13 protein-coding genes are annotated in these 17,165 nt (G+C 70.5%); 5 read left to right on the forward strand and 8 right to left on the reverse strand.

The window, feature by feature from the left end:
- The first annotated feature begins 15 nt into the window (after positions 1–15).
- Positions 16–681 (forward strand): MspA family porin, encoded by a 666-nt coding sequence (locus tag ACYVN4_RS12375; RefSeq protein ID WP_460720394.1) that lies wholly within the window; start codon positions 16–18, stop codon positions 679–681.
- A 151-nt stretch (positions 682–832) separates the two neighbouring features.
- Here the strand turns inward: ACYVN4_RS12375 and ACYVN4_RS12380 are convergent, their stop codons facing one another.
- The 3 genes from ACYVN4_RS12380 to ACYVN4_RS12390 form a co-directional block, all read right to left on the reverse strand.
- Positions 833–1,522 carry an alpha/beta hydrolase gene (locus ACYVN4_RS12380; protein ID WP_460720396.1) on the reverse strand — a complete coding sequence of 230 codons (690 nt, stop codon included), beginning with the start codon at positions 1,520–1,522 and terminating at the stop codon, positions 833–835.
- 95 nt (positions 1,523–1,617) lie between these two features.
- The gene (locus ACYVN4_RS12385) at positions 1,618–4,269 is read right to left on the reverse strand and encodes a helix-turn-helix transcriptional regulator (RefSeq protein ID WP_460720398.1); all 2,652 of its coding nucleotides are present in this window, start codon (positions 4,267–4,269) and stop codon (positions 1,618–1,620) included.
- A gap of 220 nt (positions 4,270–4,489) precedes the next feature.
- Positions 4,490–5,821 carry a hypothetical protein gene (locus tag ACYVN4_RS12390; RefSeq protein WP_460720400.1) on the reverse strand — a complete coding sequence of 444 codons (1,332 nt, stop codon included), beginning with the start codon at positions 5,819–5,821 and terminating at the stop codon, positions 4,490–4,492.
- A gap of 233 nt (positions 5,822–6,054) precedes the next feature.
- Here ACYVN4_RS12390 and ACYVN4_RS12395 point away from each other — a divergent pair, with 233 nt between their 5' ends.
- The gene (locus ACYVN4_RS12395; protein ID WP_460720402.1) at positions 6,055–8,742 is read left to right on the forward strand and encodes a helix-turn-helix transcriptional regulator; all 2,688 of its coding nucleotides are present in this window, start codon (positions 6,055–6,057) and stop codon (positions 8,740–8,742) included.
- 18 nt (positions 8,743–8,760) lie between these two features.
- On the opposite strand, the gene ACYVN4_RS12400 is transcribed toward ACYVN4_RS12395, so the two are convergent.
- Both ACYVN4_RS12400 and ACYVN4_RS12405 read right to left on the reverse strand, forming a co-directional pair.
- Complete coding sequence (locus ACYVN4_RS12400; protein ID WP_460720404.1) at positions 8,761–11,670, reverse strand: helix-turn-helix transcriptional regulator; 2,910 nt, start codon at positions 11,668–11,670, stop codon at positions 8,761–8,763.
- A 157-nt stretch (positions 11,671–11,827) separates the two neighbouring features.
- Positions 11,828–12,643 (reverse strand): hypothetical protein, encoded by an 816-nt coding sequence (locus tag ACYVN4_RS12405; protein WP_460720406.1) that lies wholly within the window; start codon positions 12,641–12,643, stop codon positions 11,828–11,830.
- A gap of 110 nt (positions 12,644–12,753) precedes the next feature.
- Here ACYVN4_RS12405 and ACYVN4_RS12410 point away from each other — a divergent pair, with 110 nt between their 5' ends.
- Entirely contained in the window at positions 12,754–13,248 is a 495-nt protein-coding gene (locus ACYVN4_RS12410; RefSeq protein ID WP_460720408.1) for a hypothetical protein, read from the forward strand.
- Positions 13,249–13,613: 365 nt separating this feature from the next.
- A complete protein-coding gene (locus ACYVN4_RS12415) occupies positions 13,614–14,660 on the forward strand; it encodes an alpha/beta hydrolase (protein ID WP_460720410.1) in 1,047 nt (348 codons plus the stop codon).
- A 5-nt stretch (positions 14,661–14,665) separates the two neighbouring features.
- Here ACYVN4_RS12415 and ACYVN4_RS12420 read toward each other — a convergent pair whose 3' ends face one another.
- A complete protein-coding gene (locus tag ACYVN4_RS12420; RefSeq protein WP_460720412.1) occupies positions 14,666–15,346 on the reverse strand; it encodes a pentapeptide repeat-containing protein in 681 nt (226 codons plus the stop codon).
- A gap of 116 nt (positions 15,347–15,462) precedes the next feature.
- Complete coding sequence (locus tag ACYVN4_RS12425) at positions 15,463–15,699, reverse strand: hypothetical protein (RefSeq protein ID WP_460720414.1); 237 nt, start codon at positions 15,697–15,699, stop codon at positions 15,463–15,465.
- A 56-nt stretch (positions 15,700–15,755) separates the two neighbouring features.
- Between ACYVN4_RS12425 and ACYVN4_RS12430 the strand changes: the two genes are divergently transcribed.
- The gene (locus ACYVN4_RS12430) at positions 15,756–15,923 is read left to right on the forward strand and encodes a hypothetical protein (protein WP_460720416.1); all 168 of its coding nucleotides are present in this window, start codon (positions 15,756–15,758) and stop codon (positions 15,921–15,923) included.
- Between the two features lie 61 nt (positions 15,924–15,984).
- Here the strand turns inward: ACYVN4_RS12430 and ACYVN4_RS12435 are convergent, their stop codons facing one another.
- Positions 15,985–17,127: a DUF1254 domain-containing protein gene (locus ACYVN4_RS12435; RefSeq protein WP_460720418.1), complete on the reverse strand. Its 1,143-nt coding sequence runs from the start codon at positions 17,125–17,127 to the stop codon at positions 15,985–15,987.
- Between the last annotated feature and the right edge of the window lie 38 nt (positions 17,128–17,165).

Here is a 17,165-nt window from a genome sequence, read left to right on the forward strand (position 1 = left end):
CCTCGGGAGCATCGCATGAGAAGACTCGACCTCACGACCCGCGTGGTTGGCGTGGGCCTCACCGTCGCACTGCTGAGCCTGGGCCACGCGGCGCAGTCGGCGGCCGACACCTTGGTCCCGCTGCCCGGCGGCGATCTCACCCAAACTCTGTCGGACGGCACCGTCGTGCGCATCCGGCTCGACGGCGAATCCGCCGACCTCAATCCCTCGCTGGGTTCGACTCCGTTGCACCGCAATGCCTGGGTGTCGGGCACCGCGCACGTGGACATTTCGGGTGACAGCACCGCCACCGGCGGCAAGATCTATCCCGGCTACACCGTCGGCTGCCAGATCGACATCTCCGGCGGCGGCGTCGACGGCACCCAGAACGGCTCCCTCGACGCCACCCACACCCCCGCGGTCTCCGGCACCGGCGGCGGCACTCTGACCCTCGGCCCCGGCCAGGCGCAGTCGTTCTACCTGCTCGACGTCGAGCAGCCCGACGACTTCGGCAACGAAATCCACTACTTCCGCAACAAGTTCAGTGGCGACAGCGGCTCGGTGGCCTGGAGCGACGAGACCATCGCCCTCGGCGGCTGCGCCGGCGCGGCCTCGGCCCGCGCCTTCATCAGCGTGGAAGTCGAGACCGACCATGTGATCAGCTGGATCACGTTGTGGGGCAAGCCCTTCAGCCTCGGCTGAACCGGCTCACGGGATGAGACCCCACGCCTGCAACAGGTAGGTGACGTTCGCGCCCAGACCGGCCACAACGTCGGCGAGATTGAGGGCGGCGGAACCCAGATTGATGATCGGCATCATGGCCTTCTCCTTCGATTTTCAGCGGGACCGATGGTCAGAGGGACGCGGCGGCCTCGTCGATGAGGTCGGCCACCGGAACCGGTCGCGAGGCCAGCGAGGCGTGACCCGCGTCGAGTTCGATCGTCTTGCGCGGGTTCATGCGCTCGGCCATCATCCGCTCGTTGTCCGGGTCGATCATGCGGTCGGCGGTGGACACTTGATACCAGGTGGGCTTGGCGCGCCACGCGGGATCCGTCACCGTATCGCCGAAAGTCGTTGCCAGCGGCGGCTTCTGGGTGACGGCGAGCACCCGCGCCTCGGCGGCGGGCAGGTCCTGGCAGAAATCGTCGTGGTAGCGGTCCTGCGGAATCCACAGGTAGCCGAACTGGTCGGTGGCCAGGTCGGCGATGGCCTGCGGCGGCCGCGCCTGACTGAGCCCACCGGGGCTCTCCCCCGCGTCCGGGGCGAAGGCGGCGATGTAGACCAGCCCGGCCACGTTCGGCAGCGTCCCCATCTCGCTGATCACCGCGCCGCCGTAGGAGTGCCCGACCAGCAGGACGGGCCGATCCAGCAGCCGCACCAGCTGACTCGTGCGTTCGGCGTCGGCGGCCAACGAGGTGAGCGGATTGTCGACCGCGTACAGCGCGTCGTAGCCGCGGCGGTCGAGCTCGCCGATCACCTTCGCCCAGTGGGCGGCACCGCCCCAGAAGCCGTGGACCAGGACAATGGCGGGTTTTTCGGTCACGTCGGTTCTCCTCGCCGTCCGGGCCGGTCGGGTGACCGGCCGCTGTCAGGAACGGTAGGAGCGGGCGGCGGGGGCGATATAGGTCGCGGGATCGGTCATCGGGTCAACCGCATCCCGTGGTCGAAGTCGATGGCGGCGAGATCCTCTCGCGAGGCGAGCCCGAGCTTGGGGAAGACCTGGGACAGGTGATGGCCGACCGTGCGGGGGCTGATGAACAGCTGAGCACCGATCTCGCGATTGGTCAGGCCGCCTGCGGCCAGCCGGGCGATACGCAGTTCCTGCGGGGTGAGCAGGTCGTCGCCGGACGGGCCGGGCGCTTCCCGCCGGCGGTCGCCGGACAGCGCGAGTTCATCGTCGGTGCGCTGCCGCCAGGGCGTCGCGCCCAGGCGATAGAAGATCTCCCGCGCGGCCGTCAGTTCGATGCGGGCGTCGGCGCGGCGGCGGGCGCGGCGCAGCCATTCCCCGTAGAGCAGTTGCACGCGGGCGTGCGCGAAGGGCCGATCGGCGGCTTCCGGCACCGCGAGCGCCGCCTGGAACAGTTCCTCCGCCGCCGGGCCGTCGACGAGTAGGGCGTGCGATACCGCGGTGGCCGCGATCGCCCAGGGTGCGGCGGTCCGCTCGGCCCACAGTTCCAGGATCGCGAGATGCGCTCCGGCGACGTCGACCCGGCCGGTGCGTACCGCCGCCTCGACCGCGTCGGGTGCGGCCAGCGCGGCGATCGTGGGGTGACAGCCGGGTGCGTCCGGATCGATGGTGTCGGCCAGAAAGCCCAGGGCCGCTTCGGGTTTGCCCGCGCTCAGGGCATTGAATCCTCGATGCCAGGACACATAGCCGATCTGCAAGGGAGAGTCCCGAGCCACCGCGATCGCGAGCGATCGTTCGCTCAACGCGGTGGAGGTGTCCTCGTCGCCGCGCGCGGCCGCCAGCCAGGCCAGCGTGTTCAGGCTCAGCGACGATGACGCCGGAATGCCGCCCATCTCCTCCGACAGGCGCAGGCCCTCGGTCGCGTCGACGGTGGCATCGTCCCAACGGCCTTGCGCCAGTTCGACGATCGACGAATGCGCCAGCATCGACGACAGCCAGCCGCGGTCACCGCGCGCTCGCAGCATCGTGACCGCGCGACGCAGCAACTCGGCTTCCGGCCCGATCCGGCCCATGGCCAGCGCGATGGTGGCCGAAGGCACCTGCCACGGCGTCGGTTCACCGTCGGACGGCACTTCGAGTAGCCCCCGCTCGAGCCCCGGTTCCCCGCTCTCCCAGGCAGATCGCCGTGCGAGATAACGCAATTCGTCGGAGGTGGCCGGGTCTGTCAGCTCGGCGGCAGCCAGCAGTGCGGCGCGGGCGTGAGTGGCATCAGCGAAGGCGAAGTCGATGCGCGCGGCCAGCCCGCCGCTGGCTCGCACCACCGCCGCGCTGCCGGTCCGGGCCGTCGCCTCGGCCAGGTAGTCCTGGGTGCCCGCCACGTCGCTGGCCTCCCAGGCGGCGCGGGCGGCCATGGCGAGGCGGCGTCCGGCCGCCGCGTCGTCGGGTGAGAGGCCCGCCGCCTGCCACAGCGCCTTGGCGGCGGGCAACGGCCCGCCGCGATCCCAAGCTTGCAGGGCGCGTTCCTCGAGCAGGGCCGCGACGGTCTCACTCGGGCCGGTGGTGGCGCGGGCGACATGCCAGGCCCAGCGGTCGGCGTCGGCGCCCCGCAGCACTTCGGCCAGGGCTCGGTGCACGGCGATGCGGTCCGGGTCGGTCGCCTGCTCGTAGGTGACGGCGCGAATCAGTGGGTGGCGCATGGTGATCCGGCCCGGAGCCGTGACGATCAGTTCCGCGTCGAGGACCTCGTCCCAGGCGGCGTCGGTCAGTCCGAGATCGGCGGCAGCGCGCCGGATGACCTGTGCCTCACCGCTTTCCTCGGCCGCGACGGTCAGCAGCAGCAGGCGCGCGGCGGGTGCCAGGGCGGCGACGCGCGCTCCGATGGCCCGGTGTAACCGCGGGCCGACCTGGATCAGACCGGGCGCGGCGGGGTCGGGTTCGCTGTCGTCGGTGGCGGCCAATTCCTGGAGGGCGAGCGGATTTCCGAGGGTCAGGCGCAGTACCGCCGCCACCCGTTCGGCACTCATGCGGGGATCGGCATGCCGCAGCAGCTCGCCCGCGCTGGCCTCGTCGAGGCCACCCAACTGGTGGGCGGGCAATCCGTCGGCGGGCCCGCCCGCGGGGTCGGTGTGTGCGGTGAACAGCATGAGCAGCGGTTCGTCGGCGCAGCGTCGTGCCACGAAATACAGGCATTGCGCCGACGGCGCGTCCAGCCACTGGGCGTCGTCGGCGAGCACCAGCACCGGTTCCTCGGTGGCGAGGTCCGACAGCAGGGTCAGCAGGGCGACGCCGACGAGGAAACGGTCGGCCACCGACGGCGAATCCAGCCCGAGCGCACCACGCAACGCACGAGCCTGCGGCGCGGGCAGCGCGTCGATGCGGTCGGTGATCGGGTCCAGCAGTTCGCGTAGGCCAGCGAAGGCCAGGACGGCTTCGCCCGGGGTGCCGCGACCGGACAGGACCCGGAATCCGTTGGCCCGCAGTCGTGTTCGTTCCAGCAGTGCCGACTTGCCGATGCCGGGATCACCGAACAGCACCAGGGCCGAGCCCGCACCGGCGCGGGCGGCCTCGCGCAGCCGGTCGAGCTCGGCCAAGTCCGCCTCCCGGCCGTAGAGCCGGGCGGCATCCGCGGGTTCCGGCGTGGTGACGACCGGAGCAGCAGCCATGTTCACATCCTCGCACTTGCCGTGCCGACCACCGCCGGCTGCGGTGTTCACGCGGTGTCGGCCGGGTTCACCGCGGCGTCTGCCGCCCCAACCCCAATGCCGACCACGGATCTCGGCGGGGCGGCAGACGCCGGCGGGCGCGTCGCCCCCGGTCGCGTGACACTCCCCCGGCCGGGAAGGGACACGCGGGCGGCTCCGGGGACGGCACGGGTGTGGGCGGTCAGCCTGCCGCCGTGTACGACAGCGGCTTCCCGTGCCGGGCATCGATCTCGGTGTCGGCCAGATCGAAGCGCTCACCGAACAGGACGTGGACGCCGTCCGCGCCGTCGCCGAGCGCGCTGATACCGCCCGCCACCTCCAATCTGCCCAGCGTGCCCCCGATTTCGACGGCGGGAACCCCCGCGCCCTCGCTCATCAACCGACCGCCGATGTCGACGGTCTCGATGCCGCCGCCGGGTTTGATGCTCAACGCCACCGCTTCCAGGTCGGTCTGCACGCCGCGTACCAGGCTCGGCGCCCGGCCGCCGTGGGTGTGCAGGTCGCCGCTGATGGCCAGCCGTCCCATCTTCCGGGTCACCTCGAAGCCGACCGCGCCGTCACCGTGCGTGGTGATGCCCGCGAAATCGGCCTGCCGCACGCGGCCCTCGTAGAGGTTGAAGCCGCGCGCCCCCGGGCCGTGGGTGACGATCGGGGCCCGCACCTGCAGATCGTCGATATCCCCGAAGTTGACGAAGCCGATCCCGCTGGGTCCGAACGAGGTCACCGGCGCCCGGGCGATCCAGCGCAGCACCGAACCCCAGTTGTCGAGCACCATGTCATTGGGCCCGTAGGTGGTGACCGGGCCTTCGTTGACCACCGTGCCGACCTGTCCTCCGCCGAGGACGAAGACCCCTCCGCTGATGAGATCGGCTGTGCCGGTGTCGATTCCGCCGTCGATGTAGATCTCGCCGGTGGACAATGCGGACACCAGCATCCGCCCGCCGGACCCGTCGCTGCGCAGCGCGCCGACCATGACTCCACTGCCACGCACCGGTGCGTCCGCGGTGCCCACCGCGACCCCGCGCAGCCGGGCGGTCAGCACCGCCGACGGGTCGTCCTGCCGGTTCCACACCGTCACCGCGCCCTGCCGTGCCCGCACCCCGTAACCGCTGGACAGCACGGTCCGGCCTCGGGTGTCGGCGGCGGTCACGGTGAGGCCGTCGATCTCGACGTGCCCGCCCCGGACCGCGCGGGCGGCCTCGAGCAGTACCTGGCCGTGGGTGGTCACGCCGCGCAGCGCTAGCACCCCGAAATCGCTGACGGCGCAGTCATTGCCGATCGCGACCTCGGTGACCGTGGTGCGCACGGTGATGTCCCGCAGTTCGTTGTCCTGGGTGAGAGTGATTCCCCCGGAATCGAATTCGAGGACGCCGCCGGTGAGGATCACCCCGCGCGGCAGTCGCAAGCCCGTGAGCCCGCTCAGCGTGCCCGCGATGCGGATGGACCGGACGCCCCCGTCTAGAGCACGGGTCAGGTCGTCGGCGGTGTCGACGGCAATGCAGTCCTGCGACATGGCAACTCCTTCCTGCGGGTGCGTCCCCTCGGCTGCGGTGAACGCTTCGTTCGTTCCGAAGTTAGGCCGGGGCCCGGGAGCCGACATCGGTCATCGCATAGGTAGCCGGGCATATGCTGCCGACCGGCACACTCTCGCAGCGCCGCTATCCTGGGTCAGGCGATACCCCACTGAACAGGTTCGATACCCCCGGAGACCGGGCGCGGACGCGGAGATGACGACGGGAGCGACGGTTGCCCGACACCACTGAGCGGCTCCTCGGGCGCGCGGCCGAGGAGGCCGTGCTGGACCGGGCATTGGATGCGGCCCGAGGCGGGCAGGGTTCGGCGCTGGTGCTGTGGGGAGATCCGGGGATCGGCAAGACCGCCTTGCTCGGCTATGCCGCCGACCGGGCCGCCGACTTCCTGGTGCTGCGGTGTCGCGGCACCCGCGCGGAGTCGATCCTCGCGTTCGCGGCGCTGCACGAGTTGCTGTGGCCGCTCGTCGATCGCCTCGATCTGCTGCCGGAACCGCAGGCCGAGGCGTTGCGTGGCGCGCTGGGTCTGTCCGACCGCGCCCACGACCCCTTCCTGGTCGGCGTGGCGGTGCTGACACTGCTGTCGGAGGTGGCCGAGGACCGGCCGGTGCTGGTGATCGTCGACGACACCCAGTGGCTGGACGCGGCTTCGGTGAGTTGCCTGTCGTTTCTGACCCGCCGGGTGGAGGGGGAATCGATCCTGGTGCTGTTCACCGCACACGAGCAGCCCATCGGCACCAGTTGCGACGGACTGCCGGTGCTGGATGTGCGGGGCCTCGGCCCGGAGGACGCCCGCCGACTGGTCACCGACAAGTACCCCGAGCTGCCCGCCGATCGGATCGACCGGGTGTTGGCGGTCGCCGACGGCAATCCTCTTGCGCTGCGCGAACTTCCGGAGTCGATGGGGCCGCGGCTCGGGGCCGTCGGTGCGGACACGCAGCTCACGGCGACAGCGAATACCGCTGTGGACGAGGCTGATCCGAACGAGCCGGTGTCCGTGGGCCCGCGGCTGCGGCGGGCGTTCGAGACCCGGGTGGCGGCCCTGCCTGGACCGGTGCGGACCGCGCTGCTGATCGTGGCCGCGGGCGACGGGGCCGAGCTGCGATCCGTGCACGCCGCCGGGCTCGAGCTTGGACTCGACGACGACGTGTGGCAGCAGGCTCGGCTGACTGGGCTGCTGCAGTACGTCGACGAGCGAATCCTGCTGCGGCACCCTCTGATTCGAGCGGTGGTGTACGACCGCGCGGGAGCGGCCGAGCGGCGCGCCGTGCACCGGGCGTTGGCCACCCCGGCCGCCGGCCTCGACAGTGACCGGCGGGCCTGGCATGCGGCCTTCGCCACCGATACCCCCGACGAGCAGGTGGCCGCGGAGTTGCAGACCACCGCGGCGCGGGCCTGGATGCGCGGGGCCCACCAGTCCGCGGTGCGCGCACTGTCGCGCGCCGTCGAACTCTCCCCCGACCCGGCGACGGCGGGTGAGCGGCTCGCGCTGGCGGCGCGGATCGAATGGGAAAGCGGCCATGGGGATTCCGCGCGCGAGCTGCTGCGCCGGGCCGAGGCGGCCGCGGGCCACGAAACCGCGGTGCGGTTCAGCGGCGGCCTGGAGGGCATGATCGAACTGGGCCACGGCGATCCGAACCGCGCGCTGGAATTGTTCGAGCGCGACGCGGCCGTCGCGGGACCGTACCTGGAACCGGAGCTGCGCCACCTGGCCCGGCGGGCGGAATGGTCGGCGGGACTGGGCGATCCGGCCGCCGACCACGACGGTGAGGTGTTCGAGGCGCTGGCCGCGGGCGAACATCTGCACGGGTTGTGGCGACTGCCGCCGCCGATTCACGCGGCCGCGATCGGCAAGGTGGAACCGGCGTGGGAGCTGTTCCGGCGGGTCTCCCAGGACGTGCGCATCGCCGGGAGCACGACCGGGATGCTGGTGGCGCACAATTCGCTCGCGATGCTCGCGCTGACCCTGGGCCGCTGGGACGACGCCGCCGAAAACGCCGCGGACGCTTTATATCTGGCCGAGCGGCAAGGACAGCCGAATCCGCTGGCGCGGGCACTGATCACGGTGGGCTGGCTCGCGGCTGTGCGCGGTGAGCATGCCGACGCGGTCGAGGCCACCGAACGCGCACTGGCCCTGAGCCGCCCGCACCGGGTCGCGGCGCTCAATGCCGCCGCGTACTGGAATCTGGGCCTGGACGCGCTCGGTGCCGGAAATGCGGAGTCCGCGTGGGGTTTTCTCGCGCCGATCCTCGAGCCCGGGCACGAGGCCCACCACCCGACTCTCGCCGCGCTGGCCGCACCCGACGCCATCGAGGCCGCCATCCGCCTGGGCCACACCGGCGAGGCCGCCACGGCCACCGCCGTCCTCGCCGCCTGGGCCGACCGCACCGGCGCGAGCTGGGCGATCGCCGCGACGGCGCTGGCCCGGGCACTGGCCGCCGATGGCGAGCAGGCCGAACAGCTGTTCCGCGACGCGCTCGCGGTGCCGGAAGCCGCCACCCGACCGTTCCAACAGGCCCGCACCCAGCTGCTCTACGGCGAATGGCTGCGTCGCTCCCGCCGCCGCACCGATGCCCGCACCCAACTCGCCTCCGCGCTAAGGGTTTTCGACCAATTGCGCGCCGTGCCGTGGTCCGCGCGAACCCGCCAGGAGTCGGCCCTCGCGGGCGAGCCGACCGACACCACCCCTACCGAATCCAGCCGCACCCTGCTGACTCCCCAGGAACTGCGCGTCACCCGCCTGGCCGCCAAGGGCCTCACCAACCGCGACATCGCCGCCCAACTGTTCATCAGCCCCCGCACGGTGGGACACCATCTCTCCCACGTGTTCCCGAAACTCGGCATCAGCAGCCGCGACGAACTATCCACCCTCGATTTCGATCCGGAACTCCACGCCCCGACCTGACCGCACCGCCACTCCGGCTCAGCGGATGTCGGCAGCTTCGTGCAGATGCGGCGAGCGGGCGAGGTCCTCGCGGCAGCGGACTCCGAGTTTGTCGAAGACGCGGGAGAGGTGGTGGCCGACGGTGCGGTGGCTGATGGCCAGGCGGGCGGCGATCTCACGGTTGGTGTCTCCGGTGGCGGCCAGCCGCGCCACCCGCGCTTCCTGAGGGGTCAGCAATTCGTCCCGGTCGTCGCCGACCCGCAGGCAGGAGCGGGCGTCGACGAGGTCGGATTCCTGGCGGGCGCGCTGTGCCCAGGGGCGTGCGCCGAGGCGCTCGAAGGTCGTTGCGGCGGCCTCGAGTTGCTCGCGGGCGACGCTGCGGCGGCGAGTGCGACGCAGCCATTCGCCGTAGAGCAGTTGGATTCTGGCGTGGCGGAAGGGCAATCCGCTCGACTCGGAGGCAGTCAACGCCGCGCTGAAGTGGCGTTCGGCCGTCGCGTCGCCATCCACCAGCGCCCGCCCGCAGGCGACAGCCGCGACGGCCCACGCGGCGTCGGAGTCGGCGGCCCAATCCCGCAGTACCGTCAGGAATTCCGCGGCCGGGGCCGGGCGGCCCAGGCGCACGGCCGCCTCGATGCCGTCCAGCGCACCGAGCGCGGCGAGGGTCGGATGGTGGGCCTCGTGCTCGGGATCGACCAGCGGCGTCAGACGCGCCAACGCGACTTCGGGATCACCCATGGCGAGTGCGGCCGCACCCAACGCCATCCAGGCCGGTCCGCTCAAGACCGCTAACCGCAGCGGACGCGAAAGCTCCAGCGACCGTTCACACAATCGCTCGGCCGTCTCCCGATCACCGGTGAACGCAGCATGCAGGGCGAGCGTATTCAAGCTCTGCACTGCGGAATTGGTGAGTCCGTTCGGCTCGGCGAGGTCGAGTGCGGCACCGGCATCCGCCGCCGCGTCGCCCCACTGCCCCAGCGACAGCCGCACCCGCGCCGATTGCGCGAGCATCAGTGCCTGCCAGGAAGATTCGCCACGTTCGCGAGCCGTCCGGCCCGCCGCTCGGTAACAGTCGAGCGCGGCGACCGCCCGGCCCGACGCCACGGCCAGCACCCCCGGCGGCAGCCGCCACGGCTCGACCGTGCCATCCCGGAAGGCAGTCCCGAGATTCCATTTCCGCCCGTTGATCCACGCCGCCCGGTCCGCGGTAAAGCACAGTTCAGCCTGGGCGGCGACATCGACCACCGCCCGATCCCGGTCCACTTCCCGGTGCGCACCCTCGAGATCACCACTTCCCAGGGCCAGCACTCCCGCCAACCCATCGCTCTCCCGCGCCGCCAACTCCCGGCCACCACCGCGTTCGGCCCGCTCCAGCAATGCCCGAGCCGCGTCGATATCACCACCCACGAAGGCAGCGCGCGCCGAACGCGCGAGCCGGACAGCCGCTGCCCTCGAGTCCGGCGACAGCAGCGCCGCCCGATACAGCAGATCGGCCCCCGCAAGACGCTCGTCATCCCGCCCAAGATCGGCTGCAGCAGTAGTCAGTTCAGCCGCCAGACCTTCATCCGGCCCAGCCGCCGCGGCCGCCAATTGCCGCTGCGCCGACACCCATCGCCGCCGCCGCGCCACTTCATCCCCCGCGACCAATTCACCAACCGACTCCGCAGGCGCGACCGGCTTCATCGGGGCGAGGCGCCCAGTCGGCATGACCGATTCAGCAGGCGCGGGCAGTTCAACAAGCGCACCAGGTCCGGTAGGCACGAGCAGGTCACCGGGCGCGAGCGGCTCGGCGGGTGCGAGCAGATCACCCGGCACGAGCGGTTCACCGGGCACCAGCGGTTGATGGGGCGCAAGGGATTCCGCTAGGGCGCGGTGGGCCGCTCGGCGCTGTGCGGGGGGTGCGCTGTGGTAGGCCACTGCGCGAATCATGTGGTTCCGCAGGATTATTCGACCGTCGCAGACCTGTAGCGGACCGGACTCCAGCGCCTCGAACCACCGCGCCTCGGTCACCCCGGAGGCGGTCGCGGCGGCGCGCACCGCCGTCACCTCGCCGTTTCCGGCGGCCGCGACGAGCAGCGCGACCATCCGCGCTTGCTCCGAAAGGCCTTCGAGCACATCGGCATATGCGGCACGCACTCGTGGCCCGAACGGATACGGATCTGCACACCATTCGGCGTCGGTGAAGGGGGCGACCGTGGCGAGCGCATCGGCGGTGAGGGGCTCGGTGAGCGCCAGTGGATTGCCCTCTGCCAGGCGCAGCAGCCGTTGCCGATCCGCGGGGGTCAGGTCGGGGTGATGCGCGACGACGAGTTCACGAGCCTCGTGCTCGCCGAGCCCGAGCAGCCGACGCTGTGGCAGCGCGTCGAGGCCGCATTGACGTGGATCGGCGCGGGTGCCGAACAACAGCACCAGGCCGGCCTCACCGGCTCGCCGCGCGATCCCGGCCAGGCAGGCGGCCGAGCCGGGATCGAGGTGATCGGCGTCGTCGATCAGCAGGAGCAGGGGCTGCTCGGTTGCTACCCGGGTGAACAGGAGGAGCGCTGCGGTGCAGACGGCCAGACGGTCACCGCTCGGGGGGCCCAGGCGCAGGAGTCCGCGCAGGGCGTCGGCGGCCGTGCCGGGCAATCCGGGGATGCGGTCGGCCAGCGGCCAGATGAGTTCGTGCAGCGCGGAGTACGGCACTGCCGATTCGGCCGCGACACCTTGACAGGCCAGTACCTGGAAATCTGGTGCGCGCCTGGCAGTTTCTCGTAGTAACGCGGTCTTGCCGATGCCGGGCGGGCCGTGCAGCACCAGGGCCGCGCCCCGGCCGACCCGGGCGCCGTCGAGCAGTCGGGTCAGCGCCGCGAGTTCGGGGTCGCGGCCCCGGTATGCGTCGGCTTCGAGCAGATCGCCCGTGCCGGCGGGGTGGGCGGGCAGAGGACAGCTGTAACCATCCGGCAATGTCACTGCCAGACCTCCAGATCAGTTGTATTACTCTGTCCTACCACTGTCGATATTGACGCGAGCACCCGCATCGGTCGCTACATCAGTCATCGGTCACGGTTTGGGCAACCACGTGGCATACCAACGGGTCGGCCGGTGACTGCGACCGCTGCACGCCCGGTCACCCCGCGATTCGGTCGGGTCCGGGGATGCAGGGTGGGCGGCGTGGGATCGGCACCAACCGCAGTGCCCGGCCGCCGGTCGCGGTGATCACCACGTCCTCGAGGTCCAGGGCGCGCACCCCGTGCACCCGCACGGCATCCGCGTCCGCGCCGTGCGCGACCACCCCGCCACCGATCCGGGTCGCGCCCAGCACGCCGCCGACCTCCAACGCGGGACTGCCGGTGCCATGACTCGCGAGGCACCCCGAGACCTGCAGGGACACGACCCGGCCCGCACTGCGGATGCTCACCCCGGTGGCGGGTTCGCCTGTCCGGCAGCCGAAGTCGCCGTAGGTGCGCACGTCCTCGGCAATGCGCAAGCGGCGCACCGTGTTCGCCACCGAGACGCCGATCGCGCCCGCACCGTAGGTTGTCACGCTGCGGAACGCCGCCGTCCCGATGCCGCCGCCGCGCAAGTCGACGCCGTGCCCGTCGCGGCCGTAGGTGACCAGCGGCCCGAGCACCGCGAGCATGCCGATGTGCTCCAGGCTACGGACGGCGACACCGCCCACGCCGGACGCCGTGATCGACCGCAGCGCAAGGCATCTGGTGATGGAGCCGCGGTTGTACAGCGCGATCTGGCGCGGCCCGTAGCAGACCAGCGGACCGCCGACGACCAGATCGCCGATATGCCCGCCGGGTTGCACCAGGATGCCCGCCTGCACCAGCCAGCCGCGTGCGGCGGAGGTGTCGCCGCCGATGTGCACCTCGTCGATGGACAGTTCGCGCACCCACAGCTTGCCTCCGTCACCGTCGTGGCGGCCGCCGACCACCACCCCCCGCAGCCTCGCACCGGCGTCCGGCTCGAGCCCACGCGCAGCCCGCGCAGCCGAGCGCTCAGTGCCGCACCGGGATCCAGCTGCCGATTGACCACGGTGATCGCGCCTTGACGCGCGCCACCACCCGCCGGATGTCCGGCCCGGCCACCGAGATCCGCGGCCTCGACATGCAATCCGTCGATCTCGATCTCCCCGAGCCGCACCACGCCGTCGGCGCGCAGCAGCACCCGGCCGCGGGTGCGTACGGCCCGCAGGGTGAGGGTGCCCAGATCGGGTTCGGAGCAGTCGTTGCTGATCGCGATGCCGGTCTCGGGGACCGTCACCACCATGTCGGCGACGGTGTTGTCCCGGGTCAGCCGCAGCCCGCCGCCCTCGAGTGCGCCGCCGCGCACGCATACCCCGGGTGGCAGCGTCACCGTGCCCGCATTCCGGATGGTTCCGGCGATCCGGATATCGGTGTCCCCCGCCGCGAGGGCGGACATCAGTTCAGCGGACGTGGTCACAATGGTCGGTTCGTTCACTGCCGAATCCCTTTCGGAGAGAGCTCCGGCGGCCGGATTGCTGTCCGAACCGCCGGAGCCACCCATGGGCGAATGGGTTGATGGGTTGTCAATTCAGTTGTGCTCGGTTTCCGCGCACCGAGGGATCAGGCACTACCCGGGAAATGGAGGAAGATCCCCGGCGTCGCCGATCCGCTGGAGCCGCCTGCGCTCCCGCTGCTGCCGAAACCGCCGAAGGGATTGAAGAATGGGAATCCGCTCACTGAATTACTTCCTTTCCGAGAAGTAACGCCTTGCGGCGGGTTGATCCGAGTGGATCGACCGGAAGCGACGTTATGGACCTGTCCGCGATGCCGTATCGGTCGTCACATAGGTCGTCGGCGACAAGGAATAGCGACGGATGCGGTGACCTATATGGCCCCGCTGCGAATTCCCTACTTTTCCCTCACCACGGAAAAGGAGACCCCATGTCGCGGAAATCGCTCATCGCTCTGACGTGTTCGGTGTCGGCCGTGCTCGCGGCCGGCGCGGCCTGGCCCGGGATCGCCACGGCCGACGCACCCGATCCGGTGATCGCCGGGTCGCACTTGCTGTCCGCGGTGACCTCCGACGACGGGTCCACCGTCACCGACGTCACGGTCACCGGCCCGAGAACACTACGCCTGCAGGTGTTCTCGGCCGCCATGCAGAAGAACATCGAGGTCGACGTCCAGCGCCCCGCCGACACCTCCGCCCCGCACCCCGCGCTGTATCTGCTCAACGGCGGTGGCGGCGGCGAGGATCAGCTGTCGTGGACCCAGCAGACCGACGCGCTGAAGTTCATGTCCGACAAGGACGTCAACGTGATCCTGCCGATCGGCGGCAAGTTCAGCTACTACACCGATTGGCGCGCACCGGATCCCGTGCTGGGCGTCAACAAGTGGAAGACGTTCTTCACCGAGGAGCTGCCCCCGCTCATCGACGCGGGCCTGGGCACCGACGGCGCGAATGCCATTGCGGGCCTGTCCACCTCGGGCACGTCGGTGCTGCAGCTGGCCATCGCCAAGCCGGGACTGTTCCGCTCGGTGGCCGCCTACAGCGGGTGTGCGCAGATCAGCGACCCGGTCGGGTACACGTTCGTGAACCTCGCGGTCGAGGCGTGGGGCGGCGGCAACACCGTGAACATGTATGGCCCGCAGGGTGATCCGATGTGGGCGGACAACGACCCCTACGTGCACGCCGACCAGCTGCGCGGCATGAACCTGTTCATCTCCAGCGGCACCGGCGTGCCCGGCCAGTACGACTACCCGGGTGCACCGAATGCGGGCAGCATCGCGAATCAGATCGTGCTGGGCGGCGGTATCGAGGCGGCGGTCAACTGGTGCTCGCACAATCTGGCCGACCGGCTCACGCAGTTGAACATCCCGGCCACCTTCGATTTCCAGCCCACCGGAACGCATTCGTGGGGGTATTGGCAGGACGCGTTGAAGAATTCGTGGCCGGTGCTGGCAGCGGGTTTGGGTCTGCCCGCCTGAGCGGGTCATTCCTCGGCTGCCACCGGTGGGGCGGCGGGCGCGGGTAGGCCCTTGGTCTGCCCCAGCCGCACCCCGCGCAAATCGGCGTCGGTCAGCACCGCGCCGATGAGATTCGCGCCGAACAGATTGGCGTGCACCAGGGTCGCGCCCGTGAGGTCGCAACCCGACAAGTTCGAGCCGATCAGATCGGCCGCGCCGAGCAGTGCCCCGGTGAGATTCGCACCGCGCAGGTCGGCGCGAATCAGCCGGGCGGACTGCAGATCCGCGCCGCGCAGGTCGGCCTCGCGCAGGTCGGCGTCCACCAATTCGGCATGGGCGAGGCGAGCCCCGGCAAGCCGGATCCCCGTCAGTACCGGACCACGAATACGGATGCCGGTGAGGTCCACCGGCTCCTCACGTTTGGCCAGCATGCTCGGCCGGGTTCGCAGCGCCGTGAGCACCGCGGCCACATCGGCTGGCAGGCAACCGTATTCGTCGGGTGCGACGCCCTCGGCCGTCCGCAGCCGCAGGAAATCGGCGTACGTATGCAGGACGCGATTGCGCTCGCGGACCGAGCCGTGCATAACCCGCTCCAGTTCCCGAATCGCCCCGGCACGCACGAGGACACCCTCCGATCCGAGATGGCCGATCGCGGCGCTGAATCGCTCTGCCAGTTGTTTGTCGCGGTCGACCCAGAATTTGAACACCGCAGCGACGGTATACATCCCGCTTCGATTCGACATCGGTCGTGCTGCCGGCGACGGATTCGATGCCCTATTCGCGAGAGAGCACCTACTCCTAGCGTTTTCGGAGGTGGGTGAGGTTACGGGACGGGCGACCCGACAATCGGCAGCGACGAGAAGGAGAAGCCTATGCGTATGTCCGACAAGACAATTGTCGCCGGAATAACGGCGGCGCTGGTGGCGATCCCGGCGGCGGGGATACTCGCCGCGCCCGCGAGCGCGGCGCCCGTCACCGACAATCCGAATCCGGTGGTCGTGGACGATCCGCCGACCACCACGCCCGCCCCAGCCCCACCCGCGGCGCAGGCCGCCGACATCGGCGGCCTGCTGCAGACCTACGGCACCGGCTCGGCGGGCGGCGGCGCGGGGCGCGGTGAGCGGCGCCCTGGTCGGCGGTGCGGTCGGCTGTGCGATCGGCCTCCCGTTCATCCTAGTCGGCTGCATTGTCGGCGCACCGATCGGAGCGGCCATCGGCGCGACGCTGGGCGGCCTGATCGGCGGTACCGGGGGCACCATTCTCGGAGCCACCGCGAGTGGCTAGCCGCCTTCCCGCATGCGACAGGGCCGACACCGATGACGTTGTCGGCCCTGTCTTTCCGGCGCTACTGGATCGGCTCGGCCTGCGGGAAGGTCCAGCTGCCGTCGAGGATGCTCTGCTGCGGACGGTACATGCGCACCGTGTAGTTCCAGCCGGGCATAATCGGCAGGCAGTTGGGAATGGTCCCGTCGCAGCCGCCGAAGCGGATGTCCACCGATCCGTCGGAGTTGGTCTTGGCGGTCTGGTTGTTGACGTTGTAGGCGTTGAACGGGTTGGCCTCGTAGTAGCCCTGCGCGTTGTAGAGGCTGACCGACCAGAACCCGTCCACGGGAACGTCTTTCACGTGCAACCGGTAGTCCACGGTGCCGTCGTTCCGGGGCGGGGTGACAGTGAGATAGACGGCGTCTTTCTCCGGATTGCCACCCCACGCCGACGCCGCGCCGATCAAATGCCGCACCTCGTCCACCTGTCCCCGCGGCCCGAACGCGCCGTTCGTATTCGGCAGCGTGGCGGCCAGCGTGAGCAGTGCGTTGCGGACAGTATCCTGGCTGGCGGTATCCCACTGCGGAATCTCGAAGGTGCCCTTGGCCGTCTGCTCGAGCTTGATGGCGTCCTGCAAGCCGTGCACGGCGTCCAGGTCGGCAGGGTTGTTCGGGTCGGCGAAGATGCGGATGCCCAGCAGTACGTAGCGGGTGCCGATCTTCTTGCGGTCGAAGGTGTACCGGCCGGGCGTGTAGATGACCTCGGGCGTGTATTCGTCCTCGTCGATCACCTGCATCGACATGAACCGCTTGCCGGAATCGGGCAGCGTGACGGTGACCGGTCCCGCGTCCAGATCGATGACCGCGCTGGAGTACAGCGTGTCGCGATTGAGGCGGATCACGCTCTGCGCGTCGATGGGCGCGAGACCGCGATTGTGGTCGAACACCCCCAATCCGCCCTTCTTGACCAAGGCCGCGAATTCGCGGTCGGTCTCGGCCCGAACGAAGTTGTCGGCGGTGACGGTGATCGGCTGATTCAGCGGATAGTTGGTCGCGGTCGTGGTGGGCCCGACCGTCTTCGCCGACGTCGAGTTGTCCTCGGAGCCACTGGAACCGCCGCAGCCGGCGATCACCAGCGACACGGACGCCAATCCGGCCACGAGCGCGAAACTCCGTCCGGCGGTGCGCCGCAGCGCCTTCCCGGAACCGATAGGTAGCATCGTCATCCTCTTTCTGATACGGCGGCACAGCGACTATTCAGCGA

This window comes from Nocardia heshunensis (assembly GCF_054782115.1).

Bases quoted from the DNA above. Each gene is read 5' to 3' on its own strand.
- ACYVN4_RS12390 (WP_460720400.1), bottom strand. From the start codon at position 5,821: ATGTCGCAGGACTGCATTGCCGTCGACACCGCCGACGACCTGACCCGT.
- ACYVN4_RS12425 (WP_460720414.1), bottom strand. From the start codon at position 15,699: ATGTCGGCGGCCTGCGCCGCGGGTGGGGCTGGGGCGGGCGTGGTGGTC.
- ACYVN4_RS12385 (WP_460720398.1), bottom strand. From the start codon at position 4,269: ATGGCTGCTGCTCCGGTCGTCACCACGCCGGAACCCGCGGATGCCGCC.
- ACYVN4_RS12435 (WP_460720418.1), bottom strand. From the start codon at position 17,127: ATGACGATGCTACCTATCGGTTCCGGGAAGGCGCTGCGGCGCACCGCC.
- ACYVN4_RS12415 (WP_460720410.1), top strand. From the start codon at position 13,614: ATGTCGCGGAAATCGCTCATCGCTCTGACGTGTTCGGTGTCGGCCGTG.
- ACYVN4_RS12375 (WP_460720394.1), top strand. From the start codon at position 16: ATGAGAAGACTCGACCTCACGACCCGCGTGGTTGGCGTGGGCCTCACC.